This window comes from Paractinoplanes lichenicola (assembly GCF_016785085.1).
Taxonomy (GTDB): domain Bacteria; phylum Actinomycetota; class Actinomycetes; order Mycobacteriales; family Micromonosporaceae; genus Actinoplanes; species Actinoplanes lichenicola.
The window spans coordinates 181095-201301 of sequence record NZ_JAENHO010000014.1 but is presented as its reverse complement, the minus strand read 5'-3'; the positions used below and the strand labels follow the sequence as shown (position 1 = coordinate 201301).

Here is a 20207-nt window from a genome sequence, read left to right as displayed (position 1 = left end):
TTCTTGGATGGCGATCATGTTTGATCAGTTCCGGATCGTGACCGACCCCGTCGGTGACTCCGTCGCGCTCTCCGCGATCTTCGCGGTGCTGCCCCTGCTCACCCTGTTCGTGCTGCTCGGCGCCGTCCGCATGCGGGCCTGGCTGGCCGGGGTGATCTCGCTGGCCGTGGCCCTCGTCGTCGCCGTCACGGTGTACGCGATGCCGGCCGGCCAGGCGCTGCTCTCGGCCACCGAGGGCGCCGCGTTCGGCTTCTTCCCGATCCTGTGGATCGTCATCAACGCGATCTGGGTCTACAACCTGACCGTGGTCAGCGGCCACTTCGACGTGCTGCGCCGCTCGATGGAACGGGTCAGCCCCGACATGCGCATCCAGGCCGTGATCGTCGCCTTCTGCTTCGGCGCGCTCCTGGAGGCCCTCGCGGGTTTCGGTACGCCGGTCGCCGTGACCGTGGTGATGCTGATGGCGCTGGGCTTCCGGCCGATCAAGGCCGCGGCCGTGGCGCTGATCGCGAACACCGCCCCGGTCGCGTTCGGCGCGCTGGCCACGCCGATCACCACCCTGGGCACGGTGACCGCGGGCGCGGCCGACGACCCGCGGCTTAACCCGGACACGCTGGGCGCGATGGTCGGGCGGCAGACGCCGGTGCTGGCCGTGGTCGTGCCGCTGGTGCTGGTCGCGGTGATCGACGGCAAGCGTGGCGTGCGGCAGACGTGGCCGGTCGCGCTGGTCGCCGGGGTGGTCTTCGCGGGGGCGCAGTTCGCCGCGTCCAACTACATCTCGGTGCCGCTGACCGACATCATCGCGGCGCTGCTGGCCGCCGCGGCCGTGATGCTGCTGCTGCGGATCTGGCGGCCGGTCGAGTCGCCCGATTTGTCAGCCCACCGAGAGGACGCCGAAAACGCGGCAAACCGTGACCGGGGCGGCGGGGCTGAAGGAAGTGAGTCCTCACTTACCAGCGCTGGACCCGGCCCAGGCAAAGCCGTCCAACTCGAAACGCCACCCCGCGACAGCGGAGCCGAAATCCTCAGGGCCTACGCCCCCTACCTGATCATCATCGTGATCTTCTCGATCGCCAACCTGGGCCCCATCAAGGACGCCCTGGCCGAGGAACCCTGGACCACAGCGTTCGGCTGGCCCGGCCTCGACGTCCTCGGCGCCAACGGCAAACCCCTGGCCTCCACCACGTTCACCCTCGGCTGGCTGCCCGCCGCGGGCACCCTGATGATCCTGGCCGGCCTCCTGACCGCGATGGTCCTGCGCGTCCGCCCGGCCCGGGCCATCAAGGCCTACGGCCACACGTACGTCGAGCTCCGTCACGCCATCGTCACGGTGATGGCGGTCCTGGCCCTGGCCTACGTGCTCAACCAGTCGGGCCAGACCAACACGCTCGGCGAGTTCCTGGCCCAGGCCGGCGGCTTCTTCGTCTTCCTCTCCCCGATCCTGGGCTGGATCGGCGTGGCCGTCACCGGCTCCGACACGTCGGCCAACGCGCTGTTCGGGGCGTTGCAGGTGCAGACCGCGGCCGACGCCGGGCTCGATCCCGTGTTGCTGGCCGCGGCCAACTCGTCGGGCGGCGTGCTCGGCAAGATGATCAGCCCGCAGAACCTGGCGATCGCCGCGTCGGCGGTGGGCATGGCGGGCAAGGAGGGCGACATCTTCCGCCGGGTGGTCGGCTGGAGCGTCGCCCTGCTGCTGGTCATGTGCGTTCTGGTGGCCCTGCAGGGGACCCCGGTGCTCGACTGGATGGTCCCGACAGCGCCCTGAGCCGTTCCAGCAGGCGCGCGGCGTCGGCGGTCAGGTCGCCGACGGGGCCCGGGAAGTAGCCGTGCGCGGCCGTCCACCAGCGCAGGTAGCGGCCGAACTGGCGGATCGTGGAGTCGACCGGGAACGGGTCGTCGGCCGGCCACTGGGCGCGGGTGCGGGTCACCAGCTCGGCCAGCTGCTCCTCGGCCTCGTCGAGGGCCCGGGTGCGGCCCGCGAACGGGGCCAGCAGCAGCAGTTCGGCCAGCGAGCCGGGGGCCCACGCGTCGTCGTCGGCCGCGGCGGCCTCGCGGGCGGCGTACCACTGGCCCACCCGTTCGATCCGCCCGGTCAGCGCCGCCTCCAGCGAGAGCGCCTGCACGCCGTGCCAGTGGTGGGACAGGTTGCCCCGGAAGCCCTGCAGATACCACTCGCGGGCCTCGGTCAGCCGGTCGCGGGCCGTGGCCGCCCAGTCGCCCGGCTCACCCAGCCGGGCCCGTTGGAAGGCCAGCTCGGCGAACCTCTTCTGGGCGCTGCCGAGGATGCCCAGATTTTCCAGGCGGGCGGCCTCGGCGGGCGCGGCGATCGTGCCCTCGACGTAGCCCTTGAGCGACGCGATCCGCGAGCCCAGCCGCCCGGCCACCGTGTCGTACGCCCCCGGGTCGGTGATGCCCTCGTTGACCAGGCGGTCCGACCACAATTGAGCCGTACGCAGCGACGCCATCTCGGCCTGCATGGCGACCTCGTAGAGCCGGTCCTGATAGTCCTCGGGCAGCTGCACGTAGGCGACCAGGCCGGCCCAGTCGTGCGCGGTCTCGGCGCCCTCCCGGTGCAGCCGGGTGCGGGCCTCGTGCAGCGCCTCGCGTACGTCGGCCCCGCCCAGCACGAGGTCGTAGAAGCTGCGGGTGAACGTGGTGGACCCGGCGAAGGTCAGCGGGAACTGCGAGGCCAGCACGACCGGCACCCCCGACACGTGCAGCGCGTGGGCCAGGCTGCCGCCGCCGGTGACGCTGTTCGACTCGTTGCCGCCGTCGCAGACCGCCAGCGTCACCACGACCGGGCTCGGCTCGATCGACTGGATCACCGCGCGCAGCATCTCCGGCGTCACTGCCGCCATGCTCCGGTCGTCGTCGTCGAACAGCGCGACCCCGAACGCCGGCTCGAAGCGGTCGCCGACGTCGCAGCCGTGGGCCAGCACGTGCAGGTGGGTGTAGGGGCGGCCCTCATCCGCGGCGGCCTGGGCGGCGGCCCGGATCCGGCTCAGGCTGGCCCGGTCGACCGTGGTCAGCATGCGGCGGCTGTCGCGCACGGCGTCGGCCAGCCCGGCCACCGGCAGCGGCTCGCTCCAGGGCTTGAGCGCGTCGCGCAGCGCGGCCCGGTGCTCCTCGAGCGGCACCGGCTTGCCCGCGCCGGCCGGGGAGGCGGCGGCGAGCAGCACGCGCGGCTTCGACCACCAGACGTGCCGCTCGCCGTGGGCGCCGGTGCGCACCCGCCGGGTCAGCACCAGCGGCGTCCCGCCGACGGCCAGCTCGAACGGCAGCGCGCTGAGCTCGGCGGCGTTGGTGACCAGGTCGATCTGCACCGGCTCGGTCTCGGCCGGCCAGGGCCCGAGCACCTCGCCGACCACGCGGGAGAGCTGGGCCAGGGCCTCGTCGCGGCGGCCCTCGTCGTGCTCGACCGCGTAGCGCAGGTGGTCGAGCCGGCGCAGGAAGTCGCCGTGGCCGATCGGGATCCGCACCTCGGTGACCGGCTCGTTGCCGCGGGCCCGCAGGAAGCGGTCGCCCTTGCGCAGCATGCCCGAGTTCTGGTCGTCGAAGCGGAAGAACTCGATCAGCTCGGAGCGCATCTAGACGTCGTCCTCCAGGTCATCCGCGGTCTCGTAGTCGATCTCAAAAGAGTCGGAGCGCAGCACATCGGTGCTGCCGGTGAGGAATCGCAGCTTGAACAGCCGCAGCCCGACGACCCCGCTCGCGCCGATCACCTCGAGCCCGGCCGCCCGTTCGCCCGAGAGCGTGATGCCACCCTGCGCCTGACCCAGCTCGAGCAGGTGCAGCACGTTCGCGGTGGCGTTCAGCTCGAACGCGGTGTTGGCCTCGCGCGACGAGATGATCGTGCACCCCTGACCCGCGTACGTGGAGAAAACGACCCGGTATTTGCGGCGCCAGCCCTCGGCTTTGCGAAGCGCCGCACCGACTTTGGCAACGTCCTCCATGGACTCCACGGTGAGTACGGGAGCGTCGACGTAGAAGGAGTCCTTTGTGGAGAACTCGATCCGGATCGACGCCTCCAGGTCGACCTGCGGGATGTTCGGCACCTCGGCCCCGGCCAGAAACTTGGTGACCCGCGTGCCGTCGGACCGGAAACGCAGCTTGGTCGGCGCGCCCGTCGCGGGCGCGAACGAGACGCCGTATTCGGCGATGTTGCCCATCTTGACGAAGACGCCGTCGCTGACCACGCCGTAGTCGCCCAGCGCGAAGGTGTTCGTCACGGGCAACCAGGCCGCGTGCACGTCGAGCTCGGAGTGCAGGATCTTGCTGAGCTTCCGGGCCGTCCCCATGATCGCGCTCCCCGTCGGTGGCTGGTGAAGGTCCATCGTGGCCCGCCCGGGCAAGCCGCACAACGGACCGTAGGTATGACCCCAATGTTATTGATTGACATCGATTTTTAGCGGTGCCAGGCTGCGGGCGTCTACCAGAAGGGAAACCCCCATGCGCGTACGACGGTTCCTCGTCACCGCGGCCGCCGCGATCGCCGGCATCACCGGTCTCGTGGCCGCCCCGGCCCAGGCAGTCGCGGCCACGACGCTCGCCAGCACCATCGCGCTGAGCAACTGCTCGGCCTCGCTGGTGCGCTATCCGTCCTCGGTGAGCAGCGACCGGGCCATGATGCTGACCAACGGCCACTGCTACGAGGGCGGCTTCCTGAGCAACGGTCAGGTGCTGCAGAATCGCACCTCGTCCCGCTCGGGCACGCTGCTCAACAGCACCGGCGGGTCGCTCGGCACGGTCCGCGCCGACCGCGTGCTCTACGCCACGATGACCGGCACCGACGTCGCGCTCTACCGCCTGACCAGCACCTTCGCCACCCTGCAGAGCCGGTACGGGGCGACCGCGCTGACCATCGCGAGCAGCCGCCCGGCCGCCGGCACGAGCATCTCGATCCCGTCCAGCTACTGGAAGCGGATCTGGAACTGCAAGGTCGACGCGTTCGTCCCGCAGCTGCGCGAGGGCGACTGGACGTGGCGCGACTCGATCCGCTACGACACGGCCTGCGACACCATCCACGGCACGTCGGGCTCGCCGATCGTCAGCGCCTCGAGCGGCCAGATCGTCGGCATCAACAACACCGGCAACGACGACGGCGGACGCTGCACCCTCAACAACCCCTGTGAGGTGGCCGCTGACGGCACAATCACGGTTTCCCAGGGGCAGAGCTACGGTCAGCAGACTTATTGGTTCACAACGTGCCTGAACGCCTCGCGCGTGATCGACCTGGCCAAGTCGGGCTGCCTGCTGACGAAGCCCTGAGTCAGGCGACGCAGAACTCGTTGCCCTCGGGGTCGAGCATCACCACGTGTCCCAGCTGGTCGCCGTAGTGCTCGGTGCGGATCTCGCTCGCGCCCGCGGCGACCAGCTCGGCCACCTTGGCCAGGATCAGGCGGGCCCGGTCGGCGGCGTCCCACGGCGGCTCGCCGGCCACCCGGATGTCGATGTGGAACCTGTTCTTGGTGGTCTTGACCTCGGGCACCCGCAGGAAGCTGATCGCGGGCCCGCGCCCCACGGGGTCGACGATCGAGGCGCCGTCGGGGTCGTCGTAGCCGTCCTCGGGCACGTAGCCGAGCGCCTGCGCCCAGAAGGCGGCCAGCCGTTGCGGATCGGAAGCGTCCCCGCCGAGCGTCCAATGCGTGGCCATACGCGGCACCCTAGCGCCAGACCGCGGCCACCGCAGGCTCGTTGGCGGCCGTCGTGATAGACAGGCGGGCCGGCACCAGGCGGCGCAGGTCGGTGGCCCGGGCGGCGGCGATCCAGGCCTCCTGCCGCAGGCTGTCGCTCGCCCGGCGGGCCAGCGTGGCGTCGTGCCGGGCGGTCTTCTCGGCCGCGACCGCGCGCTCGTAGCGGTCGCGCAGGTGGCCCGCGGCGGCCCGGAAGACCACCAGCTCCTGCTCCAGCGGGTGCAGCCGGGCGTCCCAGCCGGCCCGGCCGGCCAGCGCGTCGGTGACCGCGGCGGCCGGCAGCCAGCCGTTGCCGGCCGCGGTGCGCACGGCCTTGTGCAGGAACCGCTCGCGGGCCGCGTATTCGGTCGGGGTCTGCGCGCTCCACGGCGTGCCGAACGCCGCCGCCGACCGGCGCACCCGCAGCCGGGCGTCCGCGTCGAGCCAGGCCTGCCACGCCTCGGTGACCTCGTCGGTCGCCGTCTCCCAGCGCTCGTGCCACCGCTCGGCGGCCAGTTCGGCCCGGTCGGCGGCGACCCGCACCTCCTCGGCGAACTGCGTGGCGGCCAGCGCCTCCAGGGCCGCCTCGCGCTTGCGCTCGCCCCGGCCGACCGGCAGCCGCAGGAACCGGGCCAGCGATCGCAGCGCCTGCCCCGGATTGCGCATCGCCTCGGGGTTTGCCAGCACCAGCACGGCGGGCAGGGTGAGGATCCACAGGGTGGCCCAGATGGCGGCCGGGGCCGGGGTGGTCAGCAGCATTTCCGCAACAACGTTGTTCATCGCCAGGTGTCCTGTCCGCGTCGAGATGAGAGGCGCGCGGTCCACTTCGGCGGGACGGCGCGGGCGGCGACCACGGGGCGGCCGGACGGCCGTCAGCGCGTGATCAGGCGAGAACGAACGGCGGGGCGCGGGAGCCGGTGACTCCGGCGGCGCGCTGCGCGGTGAGGGCCCGGGTGCGGTCGGCGACGGGGCCTTCCGGCGTACGGGAAAGTGCCTCTTCCGCCTCGTCGGCGGAAGTGTCGGCAAGAGAGTCCGGCCCGGCGGAGGCGCTGTGGCCCACGCCCGCGGAGGAGAGCACCTGTGTTGTCGTCTGCGGCGCGGTCAGGCCCAGCGTCAGCAGCAGGAGCAGAACAGGCAACGACCGCAGCAGCACGCCGCGGAGTGAGTTCGTTGCCATGTCGCTAATGTACGGATTTGGTAACGAGAATCCGATACGCCACTCCGAAGATCAAAATGGGTTCTTTTCGTACAATTTACGGCACTCGTCGATGGTGAGGCAGCCGACGACGGTGTCCTGCACGCCCGGAAGGTTCTTGATGTTGGCCAGATCGGCGCCGTCCCGGACGGCTCGCACCGCGTCGGTCGACTTCATGTGCACCCGGTACGTCTCGGGCAGCGAGTCCTCGGACACCGACTCGACGAACTCCGAGTCGTCCGACCACAGATCCATGAAGCGCTGGTACGCCTCGGCGCGCGTCTCGAACCGCACCGCCTCGACGTCCGGCAGGCCGCGCAGGTAGCTCTCGAGGTTCGCCTTCTGCTGGGCGGTGACGTCGGCGCGGAGGAAGACCGAGAACACCGGATCCTCCTCGAGCAGCTTCTCGATCTTCTTGTCCTCGTCACTTTTGAGCAGGCCGCAGCCGGCCAGGCCGAGCAGGGCGAGAGCGGCGATGACAGCGATCAATGAGCGGCGCACGGCCGGACTCTAACAAGCGCGAGCCCGCCCGTGCGCATCGATTGTCGTCAGGCCGTGCGGCAGCTCAGCGACGGCCAGGTCCAGTTGCCGCCGTGCTGGATCGTGAGGCCGAACGTGTTGCCGTTTCCGTTGGGGCGTGCGGTCATCACCAGTCCGGTGCTGTCGTAGCTGACCGACGCGTTCCAGGTCGCGAGCACGCGTTGCGGCGCGCGCAGGGTCACCGTGACCACCCAGTTGTTGGTGCCGCTCACGGCCACCGAGCCGTTGAAGCGGTCGGCCCACTGCTGCCCGGCGGTGTAGGTGGTGGTGCAGCTGCCGCCGCCCGGCGGGGGAGTCGTGGGGTTCGAGCCGCCCGAGGGGGCGACGGCCCGGCCGGTCGACGCCGAGATCATGCCGGCGCACAGGCCGCGCTGGGCCAGCCCGGCCGCGATCTGGGGGATGGCCGCGATGGTGGTCTGGTAGTTGTCGTGCATCAGGATCAGCTGGCCGTTGGTCAGTCGCGCGGCCGCCTGCACGATCTGCGCGGTGCTGGCGCCGTTCCAGTCCTGCGAGTCGACGTCCCAGGTCACCGTGCGCAGCCCCAGGGCCGAGGCGGCCGACTGCAGGGTCCCGTTGGTTTCCCCGTACGGGGGCCGGAAGATCGTCGGGGTGCCTCCGCCGCCGTTGCGGATCGCCGTCTGGGTGCGCGACAGCTCGTCGGTCATGGCCGCCTGGCTCAGGTTGAGCATGTGCGGGTGGGTGTAGCTGTGGTTGGCCACCCACATGCCCGCCGACACCTGGGCCGCGACGAGCCCGGGGTTGGCCGCCGCGTTCTGCCCGGTGTTGAACATCGTGGCCCGCAAACCGTTGCCGCGCAGGGTGTTCAGCAGCTGGGTGGTGGTGCTCGGGTTGGGCCCGTCGTCGTAGGTCAGGCCGACATAGCCGTTCTCGCAGGCGGCCGCCTGTGCCGGGGAGGAGAGCGCGAGCGTGCCGGCGCCGGCCAGGAGGGTGGCCAGGGCGGCGAGGAGCAGGGGACGGATCCTTCGATTCACGGGGATTCACCTTCGTCGTGGTCGGGGAGGCGCGGCGGCCGGTGGAAGCCCTCCGCGCTATCGACGTACGTCACTGCGCTCCCATTCTTGGGAGCGTTCCCGAGGTGAGTCAACCGTCTAATTCCGGAAACTTTCGCCTTGTCAGAAGCTATTTGAAGAATGCATTGACCGGAACTTTCGGCTATTTAACGGAAAGAACATCGACCAGGCCCTCCGCCCGCGCCCGCCCCCGCACCGAGCCCGAGGTGGTGTCGAGCCAGACCACCTCGTCGTCGCCTCCCGCGTAGAGCCGCGACTTATCCGGACTGAGCTGCAGCCCCCGAGCGGCCGTCGGCAGCGTCCAGGTCGCCGCCGGCCGCGAGCCGTCGAGCACGTGCACGGTGGCGCCGTCGGCCGCGAAAAGCCGCCCGCCGTCGCCGGAAGCCAGGCTGGCCACGCCTTTTCCGGCCGGGATCCGGGCCACTTCCTCGATCGCCAGCGACTCGGCGCCCGCGTACGCGATCGAGCCCGAAGCCGTGTCCAGTACGGCGATCCGCTGCCCGTCGACGGCCAGCGCGTGCCCCTCGGCCGGCCCCTGCCCGAACGGGTCGGGCAGGTCGAGGCAGTACGCCCACTGCTCGCTCAAGTGCAGCACGTGGACGAACGCGTGCACGTGGCTGCGGGTGCCCTTGAGCAGGTCGCGGGTGTGCTGATGCTCGGGCTGATGCGTATAGAGCGTGTACAGCGTCTGCCGGGCCCGCGAGTACACGGCTTGCCGTCCCCGGCCCCGCATCTGCTCCTCGGCGTCTTCCGGGACGGGCCGCTTGTCCCGCGTGAACAGTGGCGTCATCTTGCCGTCGGTGAAGCTCAGCAGCCGTACGCGGTAGTGGTCGGGATTGTCCGCCGGGAGCCAGTCGAGCACGAAGAGCCCCTGGCCGTCGGCCGTGAACGCGTCCGGCTCGACACAGCCGGGCAGGGTGAGCTCGTCGTGCCGGTCGGGCCCGATCACCAGCAGCGGCGACGAGGTGCGGCCGACCGGTGGATCGGCGGGCCGCGTGCGGGCCAGCACGCAGGCGTCGCCGGACTCGGCGACCACCCGGGGCACCCAGCCACCCCCGATCGACTGCTCTTGGAGGGGTGCCCCGGTCGCCGCGTCGATCCGCACCAGCTGGCCCGCGTACGCGATGGCACCGTCCCGGCTCAGCACCGACCCGGCGCCCAGGGGCCGAGCCTCGGCGCCCGTGAGCCGGACGACACCGTCGCGGCCCCGGGCCAGCACCACATCGGGAACCGGGGTGGCGGCCGGCTTCGACCCGCGGCAACCGGCCACGGCGGCGAGCACTCCACCGGAGAGGGCGAGGAACGAACGGCGTGTGGTCATGCCCTGCAGACACCACGAATCGGCATCAGGTTCCGGGAACCTTTCCGTGCCCGGCGGTGTCAGTGCAGTGTCGGTGCGAGGCAGAAGGAGCCCGGGCTGAGAGAGGCCATAGAAATCGACGACGCCACGGCGGTGAGCCGGGCCCGGTCGGGCGACCTGGGGGCCTACGAGGTCCTCGTCGCCCGCTACACCGTGCCCGCGCATCGCGCCGCCGTGCTGCTCGGCGCGGGTGACGACGCCGACGACGTGGTGCAGGAGGCGCTGGTGAAGGCGTACCGGCAGTTGTCGCGTTACCGCGGCGAGTCCGGCTTCCGCCCGTGGCTGCTCGCCATCGTGGCCAACGAGACCCGCAACCTGCACCGTTCGCGCCGCCGCCGCGACGGGCTGGTCCTGCGCGCGGCCGCTGTCACGGAGCCGGCGCCCGACGAGCCCGGTCCGGCCGACACCGTGCTGGCCCGCGAACGCCGCGAGCGGCTGATCGGCAATCTGCGGTCGCTGGCTCAGCGCGACCAGGACGTGCTGGTCTGCCGCTACCTGCTCGATCTGAGCGAGCAGGAGACCGCGGCGGCGCTGGGGGTGCCCAAGGGGACCGTGAAGTCGCGTACCGCGCGGGCGCTGGCCCGGTTGCGTGAGCATCTGCGGGCCGAGGAGGTGCCGGATGCCTGAGCCGCACGACGACCTGATCGCCGAGCTGCGCGAGCTCGACCCCTTCCTGGCCGTGCCCGAGGCGGCCGACCAGCGCGCCACCGTGCGTTCCCGGCTTTCGGTTCCCGTACGCCCTCAGCGCCGCTGGCGGCTCTGGCTGGCCTCCGCCCTGGCCGCCGTGACCGTGGCCGTGATCGCCGTCGAGCCGGCCCGCGCCACGGTGGTCGACGCGGTCGCCCAGGTGCTGCGGGTGGCCGGCATCGAAGTGCGACGTCAGGCGTCGCCTCCTCGAGAAAGCCCGAGCCCGCTGCCCTCGACCGGCGGGGTCACCCTCGAGCAGGCCCGCCAACGTGCGCCGTTCACGGTGAAGCTGCCCGCCACCCTCGGCCCGCCGGAGCGCGTCGAGCTCGCCGACCCCGACGACAACGGCGTCCCGCGGGTGGTCAGCGCGGTCTATCGCGGCGGCACCGTGCGCTTCGACCAGTTCGCCGGCTCCGCGGGCGTCTTCTTCAAGCAGGCGCCCGATGCCGAGTGGGTCGACCTGGGCCCGGGCATGTCGATCTGGCTCCCGAAGCAGCACACGCTCACCTACGTCGACCGCGCCGGCTTGGAGCGCACCGCCACGGCCCGGCTGGCCACCCCCACCCTGATCTGGGAGCGGGATGCGGTCACGTACCGGTTGGAGGGCTTCACGAGCCTCGAGCCGGCGAAGGCAACCGCCCTGTCACTTTCCTGAAATCGACGGCTGTCCACATCGCGCCATGTCACCTCTGCGGCAGGGTCTGCATCTCCCGGCCGGAGATCGACCGACTTAACAATGCGTTCATTCCCGAGCGCTGAGGAGTCGGCCTTGTCACCCAGTAAACGTCTGACCGGTGTCCTGACGGCCGGCCTCCTGATCGGGGCCGGCGCGGTGGCCGCGTCCCCGCCAGGACCGGCCGCCGCGTCCTTACCGCATTCGCCCGTGGCCCGGGCGATCACGCTGATCACCGGCGACGTCGTCCAGCTCGTGCCCTCGGGCGACGGGCGGGTGGCGGCGTCGGTGCGGCCGGGGCCGGGTCGCGAGCGCATGTCGTTCACGACCGTCGAGACCAAGGACGGCGTACGGGTGGTGCCCGCCGACGCCGTCCCGCTGCTCGCCGCCGGGCGGGTCGACGCCGAGCTGTTCGACGTGCAACGGCTGATCGACCAGGGCTACGGCGACGCCGCCCGCGACACGCTCCCGCTGATCGTCAAGTCGGCCCAGGCCACAACCACCGCCCGTACGCTGGGCGCCTCGGCCGGCGTCGCACTGCCCAGCCTGGGGGCCGTGGCCGTGCGCGCCGACAAGGACTCGCTCGCGGACTTCTGGCGTACGCAGAAGCAAGCCGGCGGCGAAGCGCGCACCGCGACCACCGACCGGATCTGGCTCGACGGCCAGGTCAAGCCGGTGCTCGACCGCAGCACGGCCCAGATCGGCGCGCCCGAGGCCTGGCAGGCCGGGCTGGACGGCCGCGGCGTCACCGTGGCCGTGCTCGACACCGGCGCCGACCAGAACCATCCCGACCTGGCCGGCCGCATCGCCGAGGCGCGCGACTTCAGCGGCAGCCCCGACACCGCCGACCACTTCGGACACGGCACCCACGTGGCGGCCACGGTGGCCGGCTCGGGCGCGGGGTCGAACGGCACCCGCAAGGGCGTCGCCCCCGGCGCGAGACTGCTGGTCGGCAAGGTGCTCGACGACAGCGGCACCGGCTACGAGAGCGGCATCATCGCGGGCATGGAGTGGGCCGCGGGCGCCGGGGCCAAGGTCGTCAACATGAGCCTGGGCGGCAGCGCGACCGACGGCACCGACCCGATGAGCGCCGCCGTCGACGAGCTCAGCGCCTCGACCGGTGCGCTGTTCGTGGTGGCGGCGGGCAACGAGGGCGCCGACTACTCGGTCGGCACACCCGGCGCCTCCCCCTCGGCGCTGACGGTCGGCGCGGTCGACCGCGACAACCAGCTGGCCGACTTCTCCAGCCGCGGCCCGCGCCTGGGCGACGAGGGGCTCAAGCCCGAGATCACCGCGCCCGGCGTCGGCATCGTGGCCGCCCGCGCCGCCGGCACCACGATGGGCGAGCCGGTCGACGAGCTCTACACCGCGGCCAACGGCACCTCGATGGCCACGCCGCACGTGGCCGGGGCGGCCGCCATCGTCGCCCAGCAGCACCCGGACTGGACCGGCGCCCAGATCAAGAACTCGTTGGTCAGCACATCTCTCCTGGCGTCTGATGCCTCGGTCTACGCCCAGGGGGCCGGCCGGGTCGATATCGCGCGGGCCGTGCGACAGAACATCTCGGGCACCGGCGTGGCCGACTTCGGGCTGCACGCGTTGGGCGACCCGGCGGTGTCGCGGAAGGTGACCTACACCAACGCCGGCCCGGCGCCCGTGACGCTGACCTTGCGGTCCTCCCTGTCGCAGATCACCGTGACCCCGGCGACTGTCACCGTGCCGGCGGGCGGCAGCGCTGACGTGGCTCTCGGCTGGAACCTGCCCGCCGTGGAACCGGGGCAGCTCGACGGCCGGCTCACCGCCACCGGGCCGGGCGGCGTGCTGGTCACGACCGCGATCGGCGGCACGCTGGACAGGGAACGGCACCTGGTCACGTTCAAGGCGATCGGGCGCGACGGCAAGCCCGCGCCGGTGCCCGTGCTGCAGGCGTTCGGCGACGACCGGCGCTTCGACGTGCTCAACTTCCTGGACGCCGGCGAGGAGAAGACGTTCCAGCTGGCCGAGGGCGACTACCTGGTCGACGCCACGATCCCCAGCAGCGGGCCCCAGAACGAGCAGGACAACCTGGTCACGATCCCCGAACTCAAGGTCGACCGTGACCTGACCGTGGTGCTCGACGCCCGTACGGCCAAGCCGATCAGGATCGAGACGCCGAAGCCGGCCGAGCAGCGGACGGTGGAGAGTTATTACGTACGCCGGGTGACCGGCAGCGGCCGCGGCATCATCAACGGCTTCATGAACTTCAGCGCGGTCCAGAAGATCAACGTCACGCCGACCGCGAAGCTGCGCAAGGGGAGTTACGAGTTCTCGTCGCGCTGGCAGCTTGTCGCGCCGCTCGTGCAGGCGAGCATTCCGGGCGTGACCGGCGAGCTCGACATCAATTTGTGCGTCAACTCCCCGGCGTACGAGGGAACTCGCCGTTTTGATCTCGTGAAGGGGCTCGGCGGGAACGTGCGCGGCAAGGCCGTGGTGCTCGAGTCGGACAACGCGGACGAGGCCTCGCAGGCGGCGGCCGCGGCCGGGGCGGCAGTGGCGCTGGTCGTGCTGCCGGCCGATCGCAGCGCCTGGCAGCCCTGGGATCCGAGCGCCGAGTTGCGCCTGCCGATTCCGACCGCGCAGGTGGCGCACGACGACGGGCAGCGGATCCTGGCCCGCGCGGGCGCCCGCATCTCGCTCACCCTCACGACCAACAGCCCCTACCTGTACGACGTCTTCCAGGTCTCGAAGGACCGGGTGCCGGACGGGATCGTGCACAAGGTGACGGCGGCCAATTCGTATCGGATCAGTTCGCGGTACGCGCACAACGGCGGGTTCGACTGGGTCCGCGAGCAGCGCTTCGGGTGGCGGCCGTATCAGGAGTACTCGTGGAACGACACGCAGCGCGATGTGCGGACGCCGACGGTGCGTGAGGAGTGGGTGTCGACCGGTGACAGCGTGTGGCAGCACCAGGTTCACCATGAGTTCCCGTGGAGCAACCTGGGTGGCAGCCTGCAAGGGGGCATCGTCGAGGACCCGATCTCGTACGGGCGGGCCGGCTCGGCTTCGGAGACCTGGTACGCGCCCGTCGTGCGGCCGGCCACGCCGTCCGGGCACACCAGCAGCCGTACGGGCAACACGTTGCAGCTGCGGGTGGCGTCGTTCGTGGACAGCTCCGACCGGCACTACCTGGTGACGGATTCCGGGGCCAAGTTGTCGCGCGACGGCAGCCTCCTCGCCGAACTGCCGAACGGCTGGCAGGACGTCCCCGTGCCGGCCGGGAAGGCGACCTACCGGCTCGATCTGGCGACCGCGCGGGGCGGCGACGACTGGCTCTACGGCACGTCGACGTCGACCTCGTGGACCTTCAAGTCGGGTGCCGAGGGGACGCTTCCGCTGCTCCAGGTCTCGTACGGGGTCAGTCCGGTGTTGACCGTGAAGGTGCCGGGCGCCCAGCGGGTCTCCGTCGCCACCTCGGCCGACGACGGTCGTACCTGGAAACCGGCTCTCATGCTGGGGCCAGTCGTGGTCGTGCCCGGCGGCCGGACCCCGGTCTCGTTGCGAGTCGTCGCCTCCGACAAATCGGGCAACTCGGTCGAGCAGACCGTGATCAGGGCGTACGGCCGATGAGACCGCTTGTCGAGGACCGCTGGCCGGCCTACAGCGCTTATAACCAGCCTCGCCGGGCCGCCTGGAACGCCAGGCCGGCTCGGGTGTCCACGCCGGCCGCCTCCATCAGGCGGTCGAGGCGGCGCTGGACCGTCCTGCGGCTGACCCCGAGCTGGGTCGCGATGGACTTGTCGGGCAATCCCGCGACGAACAGCGACAGCAGCAACTTGTCCGGCTCCTCCTCGCTGCCGTCGGGCAGCAGCGGGGTGGCGCGCTCCCAGTAGCTCTCGAAGAGGGCGACCAGGGCGTCGAGGAGCTCACTGGGGCGGATCAGCGCCGCGGTGGGCTCCCCGACGCCGCGCGCCGCGTCGGGCACGAGCGGGCAGATCGCCAGCGCCCGGTCGGCCACGGCCAGGCGTACGGGCAGGTGGGGGAGTGTGCGGGAGAGCTCGCCGAGCTTCATCGCGTCGACGATGCTGTCCAGCTCCCCCGGCTTCTCGAGCAGCTCGCGCTCATAGATCGCGCGGTAGCGGACGCCGCGCTCGAGGGCCGTCGACTCCTCGGTGTTCTCCGGGCCCTGCATGGCGATCGGGTTGGCCCGGCAGAACCAGAGGATCTCCTCGCGGGCCGAATCTTGCATCTCGCGCAGCCGGTCGCGCAGGGCGGCCGCGCCGACCACGATCTCGACCAGGTGCTCGGGGCTGCGGCGGCGGGTGTTGGTGCGATATTCCTCGCTCAGCGCGGCCACCAGCCGGCGGGCCGACTCGAGCGACTGCTGCTCGCGCAGCAGGGCGTCGCCCAGCGCGACGTCGGCCGGCAGGGCGTGGAAGATCGGGCCGGCGGTGGCCAGCCCCTTGCGGTGCAGCGCCTCGAGCAGGGCCCGGGCCTCGTCGCCGGACAGGGCGGCCTGCGCCGCGAGATCCGCCGGGGCGGCGCCGGCCATGCGCACCAGCAGGCGATAGGCGTGCTGCTCCGACGCGGAGAGCATGTCGAACACGGCGCCCACACTAATTCGTTCTTGTTGTCACAGTCGGATAACCACGGAAAGCATCGACGGAAGTACGCTGTGTCCAATCGCAAGTCCGTCAGCTAGATCGTTGCCCCGTCGCCGATGAGGACACGAAGCCATGACAGTGACCGCAGACGCACAACAGTTCCTGCAGGCCGGCCTGGATCAGACCCCCTGCCTGGTGATCGATGTGGACGTGGCCCGCGCGCAGTACGAGCGGATCGCCCACGCCTTCGCCGGGGCCGGCATCCACTACGCCGTCAAGGCCAACCCCGAACCGCCGCTACTGAGAGCGCTGGTCGCCGCCGGCTGCCAGTTCGACGTCGCGAGCCGGGCCGAGATCGACCTCTGCCTGGCCGCGGGCGCGTCCCCGGCTGACCTCAGCTACGGCAACACGATCAAGAAGAGCGAGGACATCGCGTACGCGTACGCCCGCGGGGTCCGGATGTTCGCGTTCGACAGCGACATGGAGCTCGACAAGATCGTCACGCATGCGCCGGGCTCCTCGGTGCTGTGCCGGGTGCTGGCATCGAGCGACGGTGCTCGGTGGCCGCTCTCCCGCAAGTTCGGGTGCGTGCCCGAGATGGCGGCCGAGCTGATGAAGGTGGCCGCGTTGCGCGGGCTCGACCCGGCGGGCATCGCCTTCCACGTGGGGTCGCAGCAGCTGCACCCGGACAGGTGGGAGCCGTCGATCGCCACCGCGGCCTGGATCTTCAAGGTGCTGGAGCAGTCGGGCATCACGCTCCGGATCCTCAACGCGGGCGGCGGGTTCCCGGTGCCTTATCGCACGCCGGTGGCGCCGATCACGGCTTTCTCCTCCGCGGTCTTCGCGGCTGTCCGGCGGCATTTCGGATATAGGCCGCCATCGCTCATGATCGAGCCGGGGCGCTACATCGCCGGGCCCGCCGGTGTGCTGCACACGCAGGTTGTGCTGGTCGCCCGCAAGTCGTACGACGACGAGCCGCGCTGGGTCTACCTGGATGTGGGCCGGTTCGGCGGCCTGGCCGAGACCGAGGACGAGGCCATCCAGTACGAGCTGTCGACCACCCGCGACGGCCCCACCGGCCCGGTGATCCTGGCCGGCCCCACCTGCGACAGCGTCGACATCCTCTACCAGCACGCGCCCTACGATCTCCCGCTGGACCTGGCGGCCGGCGAGGTGATCCGGATCCACGGAACAGGCGCGTACACGGCAACCTATTCGGCGGTCGGCTTCAACGGCCTGCCCCCACTGCGAACTGTCGTTTCTCCTTGATTCCGGCGTGGCCCGGCCGATCAGCCGGGTCATGCGCCTGCTTCCCGTCGCGGCCCTGGCCGTCGCCGTGCTCCTCACGCCCGGCCCGGCCCAGGCCGCGACCAGGTCTTACGCTGCTTCATCGGAGGTCTTCGCCAACCCGGGCCGCGGCTTCTTCACCTACAGCGAGACACACCTGGGCGCCGCGTTCGAGCCCCTGGTCGCCGCCGACCTCACCCAGGCCCGCCTCACCGAGTCGCGCAGCCTGGTCTACCGGCACTACTACCTCTCCCGCGACGCCGCTCTACCCGCCGCCGACCTGGCCCGCATCGCCGCCGACTTCACCGCCGTACGGATGGCCGGCGTCAAGATCGTGCTCCGCTTCTCGTACAGCGACACTTCCTCGGCCGACGCCCCGCTGGCGCGCGTCCTCGAGCACATCTCCCAGGTCGCCCCCACCCTCAAGACGAACGCCGACGTGATCGCCGCCCTGCAGGCAGGCTTCATCGGCCAGTGGGGCGAGTGGTACTACAGCGACAACTTCTCGTCGTCCCCCGGCGTGCTGACCGCCCAGAACTGGGCCGATCGCAAGGCCGTCCTGGCCGCGCTGCTGGCCGCCACCGACCCCAGCACCCAGATCCAGGTCCGCACCCCCGAATACAAGCGCAGACTCTTTCCCACCGTCACCCGCCTGGGCCTCCACAACGACTGCTTCCTGGCCGGCACCGACGACTACGGAACGTTCACCGCCCCCGACGACCCGCAGTGGCTGGCCGCCACAACCACCACCCTGGTAGGCGGCGAGACCTGCGACGTGTCGTCACGCTCCACTTGGCCCACCGCACGCGCTGAGATGGCCCGCTACCACTGGACCTACCTCAACCCGTCCTTCAACGCCGACGTCCTCGCCTCCTGGGGCGCCGCCGGCCGCACCGAGACCGCCCGCCGCCTCGGCTACCGCCTGCACCTGACCCGTGCCACGCTCCCGTCGACCGCCCGCCCCGGCACCAAGGCCACCGCCCAGCTGACCCTGACCAACGACGGCTACGCCGCCCCCATTACCAACCGCCCCGTCAACCTGCTGCTCACCACCGCCACCGGCCGCACCACGACGGTCCGCGTTCCCGCCGACCTGCGCACCCTGCTCCCCGGCAAAACCGTGACCCTGCGCGCGACCTTCACGGCCCCCGCCCGCGGCACCTACAGCCTGGCCCTCTCCCTGCCCGACCCGTCCCCACGCCTGGCCACCACCCCCGCGTACGCCATCCACCTGGCCAACCCAGGCGTATGGGACGCCAAAACGGGCCGCAACAACCTGGGCGCCACCTTGACGGTCGGCTGACCGCGCCGCTCTCAACCGGAGGCGACTCGCTGCTCCGGAAGCCGCAGTTCCAACTCGATCGACTCGCCTTTGTGCCCCGAACTCGCGGCCAGTTCGCGTAGCCGCTTGAGGGCGAGCGCCCGGTAACTGTGGACACTGCGCTCGGTGATGCCGAGCGTGTCGGCGATCTGTTGGTCACTGAAGACCTCTTGGGTCATCTGGAAGACCTCGGCATGACGGGCCGGAATGCTTTGCAGCCAGCGGCGGAGGGCATCCTGAGCGCCGTGGGCATCGGCCACGTCGGTTGTTAGCGCCGCCCGCAACTCGTCTGGTGGTGTCGCGGTCTCGCGGTGGGTCCGCTCGTACTCTTCTTCCTCCGCGTCCTGAGCTGCCGTACCGTCGGGCGCCGGAGTCAGGGCAGCCGAACCGTCCACCGCGCTCACGCCGCCTCCTTGTTCCCGGCGGTCGTCGGGCGTTCCTGGCCGCCCAGCTCGACCACACGGTGCCCGTCACGATCCCGCTCGGTGATCCGCACGCTGTCGTGACGAGTCGCGGCCAGCCTCATAAGCTCGGTCATCCGGGTCGCCGTTCCGGCGAGACCGAGAGCGAGGGCCACCGTTCCGTAATCAGAGAGCGACTCCGTCAGCATCCCGTGCACCTTCCCCCTGGTTAGTACCTCCCTGATAACTACTGTCCGTGGGAGACGGCAGATGGTGACGCCGGACCGCCAGCGAACTTCGTGAAGATCGATGATCAGCTGCCTGAGCTGGATAGATCTCGCAAAGTAGTGTCCCGAAAGCGGAGCGACAGGGGCCCGGCGGACGACCCGGCGGGTTCAATGCGTCACGCTGAGTGGCGGGATTTTCTTATCATTGTGCCGAGCGGCTCGATGACGTTGCGTTGGCTGTGAGTTCGGTCGAACTTGGCCGGCGTCGACCCCGCAGAGGGCCCCGCTGGTGCGACGAGAAATCCACAGGATTCGCAGACGTGCATAAACGGGGCTCGTTGATGGAGTTTTGAGAAATCGCTCCTACAGTCGATGGATGGAGATGGAGGTGCTCCGGCCCGCGGGCGGGGAGCAGACGCCACCCACGGCCGAGGAGCCGCGGCCGCCGGCCTGGTGGAAACGGGCTGATTTGCGGCGGAAGGTCCTCGTTGGCGCGGTCGTCCTGTGGGCGGTGGTGATCACTGGTGTTGTGCTGTTCCGGGGTGGGGGCGAGTCCGAGGCGCCGGCCGCTGCGCTTCCCTCGGCGGCGCCTTCGTCGGATGCGCCGCTTACTGTGCCGCAGGTTTATCAGGCGCTGCGGCCCTCGGTGGTGCTGATCAAGGCGACCGGCAGCGGCCAGGGCGCCGACACCGGGACGGGCACGATCGTCAACGCTGACGGCACCATTTTGACGGCCTTTCACGTGGTTGAGGGGGCCAAGAGCATCACGATCTCGTACGCGGACGGCACCGAGTCGCCGGCGGCGGTGGCCTCGCAGGATCAGAAGCAAGACATCGCGACCCTCACCCCGGAGAAGCTGCCCGAGACGTTGGTGCCGGCCGTGCTGGGCGGCGGCGCGGGGATCGGGGACGACGTGGTGGCCATCGGCAACCCGCTCGGGCTGACCGCGACCACGACCAGCGGTGTCGTCTCGGGGCTCGAACGCACGCTGAGCCGCGACCAGGGTGGCGACATCGCGGGGCTCATCCAGTTCGACGCGGCGGTCAACCCGGGCAGTTCGGGCGGCCCTCTCATCAACGATCAGGGCCAGGTCATCGGGGTGGTGGTCGCGCTGGCCAACCCGACCGACGCCGGCACGTTCATCGGCATCGGCTTCGCCGTCCCCATCGGCTCCGCGCTCGGGGCCGGCGAGGGCGACGGGCAGAACCCACCTCTCTAGACACACCAAGGACG

19 protein-coding genes are annotated in these 20207 nt (G+C 71.0%); 8 read left to right on the top strand and 11 right to left on the bottom strand.

The window, feature by feature from the left end; translation table 11 throughout:
- Nucleotides 1-7 precede the first annotated feature (7 nt).
- The gene (locus JKJ07_RS40080; protein WP_202997232.1) at nucleotides 8-1765 is read left to right on the top strand and encodes an L-lactate permease; all 1758 of its coding nucleotides are present in this window, start codon (nucleotides 8-10) and stop codon (nucleotides 1763-1765) included.
- On the opposite strand, the gene JKJ07_RS40075 is transcribed toward JKJ07_RS40080, so the two are convergent.
- Nucleotides 1698-3587, bottom strand: coding sequence for a CHAT domain-containing protein (locus tag JKJ07_RS40075; RefSeq protein ID WP_202997231.1), 1890 nt, complete (start codon nucleotides 3585-3587; stop codon nucleotides 1698-1700). The two genes, JKJ07_RS40080 and JKJ07_RS40075, sit on opposite strands and share 68 nt — an antisense overlap.
- On the bottom strand, nucleotides 3588-4298 hold the full coding sequence (locus JKJ07_RS40070) for a hypothetical protein (RefSeq protein WP_202997230.1): 711 nt from the start codon (nucleotides 4296-4298) through the stop codon (nucleotides 3588-3590).
- Nucleotides 4299-4449: 151 nt separating this feature from the next.
- Here JKJ07_RS40070 and JKJ07_RS40065 point away from each other — a divergent pair, with 151 nt between their 5' ends.
- Complete coding sequence (locus JKJ07_RS40065; RefSeq protein ID WP_202997229.1) at nucleotides 4450-5268, top strand: S1 family peptidase; 819 nt, start codon at nucleotides 4450-4452, stop codon at nucleotides 5266-5268.
- A gap of 1 nt (nucleotide 5269) precedes the next feature.
- On the opposite strand, the gene JKJ07_RS40060 is transcribed toward JKJ07_RS40065, so the two are convergent.
- The 6 genes from JKJ07_RS40060 to JKJ07_RS50650 all read right to left on the bottom strand — a co-directional run bounded on the left by JKJ07_RS40060 (nucleotide 5270) and on the right by JKJ07_RS50650 (nucleotide 9759).
- Complete coding sequence (locus JKJ07_RS40060) at nucleotides 5270-5653, bottom strand: VOC family protein (RefSeq protein WP_202997228.1); 384 nt, start codon at nucleotides 5651-5653, stop codon at nucleotides 5270-5272.
- Between the two features lie 10 nt (nucleotides 5654-5663).
- Nucleotides 5664-6452 (bottom strand): hypothetical protein, encoded by a 789-nt coding sequence (locus JKJ07_RS40055; protein ID WP_202997227.1) that lies wholly within the window; start codon nucleotides 6450-6452, stop codon nucleotides 5664-5666.
- 103 nt (nucleotides 6453-6555) lie between these two features.
- Nucleotides 6556-6849, bottom strand: coding sequence for a hypothetical protein (locus tag JKJ07_RS40050; RefSeq protein WP_202997226.1), 294 nt, complete (start codon nucleotides 6847-6849; stop codon nucleotides 6556-6558).
- A gap of 51 nt (nucleotides 6850-6900) precedes the next feature.
- The gene (locus JKJ07_RS40045; RefSeq protein ID WP_202997225.1) at nucleotides 6901-7368 is read right to left on the bottom strand and encodes a cell division protein FtsX; all 468 of its coding nucleotides are present in this window, start codon (nucleotides 7366-7368) and stop codon (nucleotides 6901-6903) included.
- A gap of 47 nt (nucleotides 7369-7415) precedes the next feature.
- The gene (locus tag JKJ07_RS40040) at nucleotides 7416-8399 is read right to left on the bottom strand and encodes a polysaccharide deacetylase family protein (protein WP_202997224.1); all 984 of its coding nucleotides are present in this window, start codon (nucleotides 8397-8399) and stop codon (nucleotides 7416-7418) included.
- A gap of 181 nt (nucleotides 8400-8580) precedes the next feature.
- The gene (locus tag JKJ07_RS50650; RefSeq protein WP_236030765.1) at nucleotides 8581-9759 is read right to left on the bottom strand and encodes a hypothetical protein; all 1179 of its coding nucleotides are present in this window, start codon (nucleotides 9757-9759) and stop codon (nucleotides 8581-8583) included.
- Nucleotides 9760-9891: 132 nt separating this feature from the next.
- On the opposite strand from JKJ07_RS50650, the gene JKJ07_RS50645 reads away from it, so the two are divergent.
- The 3 genes from JKJ07_RS50645 to JKJ07_RS40020 all read left to right on the top strand — a co-directional run bounded on the left by JKJ07_RS50645 (nucleotide 9892) and on the right by JKJ07_RS40020 (nucleotide 14764).
- Nucleotides 9892-10425 carry an RNA polymerase sigma factor gene (locus JKJ07_RS50645; protein WP_307834646.1) on the top strand — a complete coding sequence of 178 codons (534 nt, stop codon included), beginning with the start codon at nucleotides 9892-9894 and terminating at the stop codon, nucleotides 10423-10425.
- Entirely contained in the window at nucleotides 10418-11140 is a 723-nt protein-coding gene (locus JKJ07_RS40025; RefSeq protein ID WP_202997221.1) for a hypothetical protein, read from the top strand. The genes JKJ07_RS50645 and JKJ07_RS40025 overlap by 8 nt, the downstream gene beginning before the upstream one ends.
- Before the next feature lie 114 nt (nucleotides 11141-11254).
- On the top strand, nucleotides 11255-14764 hold the full coding sequence (locus JKJ07_RS40020) for a S8 family serine peptidase (RefSeq protein ID WP_236030688.1): 3510 nt from the start codon (nucleotides 11255-11257) through the stop codon (nucleotides 14762-14764).
- 37 nt (nucleotides 14765-14801) lie between these two features.
- On the opposite strand, the gene JKJ07_RS40015 is transcribed toward JKJ07_RS40020, so the two are convergent.
- Nucleotides 14802-15731, bottom strand: coding sequence for a helix-turn-helix domain-containing protein (locus tag JKJ07_RS40015; protein WP_202997360.1), 930 nt, complete (start codon nucleotides 15729-15731; stop codon nucleotides 14802-14804).
- A 139-nt stretch (nucleotides 15732-15870) separates the two neighbouring features.
- On the opposite strand from JKJ07_RS40015, the gene JKJ07_RS40010 reads away from it, so the two are divergent.
- Both JKJ07_RS40010 and JKJ07_RS40005 read left to right on the top strand, forming a co-directional pair.
- The gene (locus JKJ07_RS40010; protein ID WP_202997219.1) at nucleotides 15871-17007 is read left to right on the top strand and encodes a type III PLP-dependent enzyme; all 1137 of its coding nucleotides are present in this window, start codon (nucleotides 15871-15873) and stop codon (nucleotides 17005-17007) included.
- A gap of 7 nt (nucleotides 17008-17014) precedes the next feature.
- On the top strand, nucleotides 17015-18328 hold the full coding sequence (locus JKJ07_RS40005; RefSeq protein WP_202997218.1) for a DUF4832 domain-containing protein: 1314 nt from the start codon (nucleotides 17015-17017) through the stop codon (nucleotides 18326-18328).
- An 11-nt stretch (nucleotides 18329-18339) separates the two neighbouring features.
- Here JKJ07_RS40005 and JKJ07_RS51380 read toward each other — a convergent pair whose 3' ends face one another.
- Complete coding sequence (locus JKJ07_RS51380) at nucleotides 18340-18750, bottom strand: RNA polymerase sigma factor (protein ID WP_202997217.1); 411 nt, start codon at nucleotides 18748-18750, stop codon at nucleotides 18340-18342.
- Nucleotides 18747-18956: a hypothetical protein gene (locus JKJ07_RS39995; RefSeq protein WP_236030687.1), complete on the bottom strand. Its 210-nt coding sequence runs from the start codon at nucleotides 18954-18956 to the stop codon at nucleotides 18747-18749. Before JKJ07_RS39995 ends, JKJ07_RS51380 begins: the two co-directional genes overlap by 4 nt.
- Before the next feature lie 394 nt (nucleotides 18957-19350).
- Here JKJ07_RS39995 and JKJ07_RS39990 point away from each other — a divergent pair, with 394 nt between their 5' ends.
- Nucleotides 19351-20193 carry a S1C family serine protease gene (locus tag JKJ07_RS39990; RefSeq protein ID WP_236030686.1) on the top strand — a complete coding sequence of 281 codons (843 nt, stop codon included), beginning with the start codon at nucleotides 19351-19353 and terminating at the stop codon, nucleotides 20191-20193.
- Nucleotides 20194-20207 lie beyond the last annotated feature (14 nt).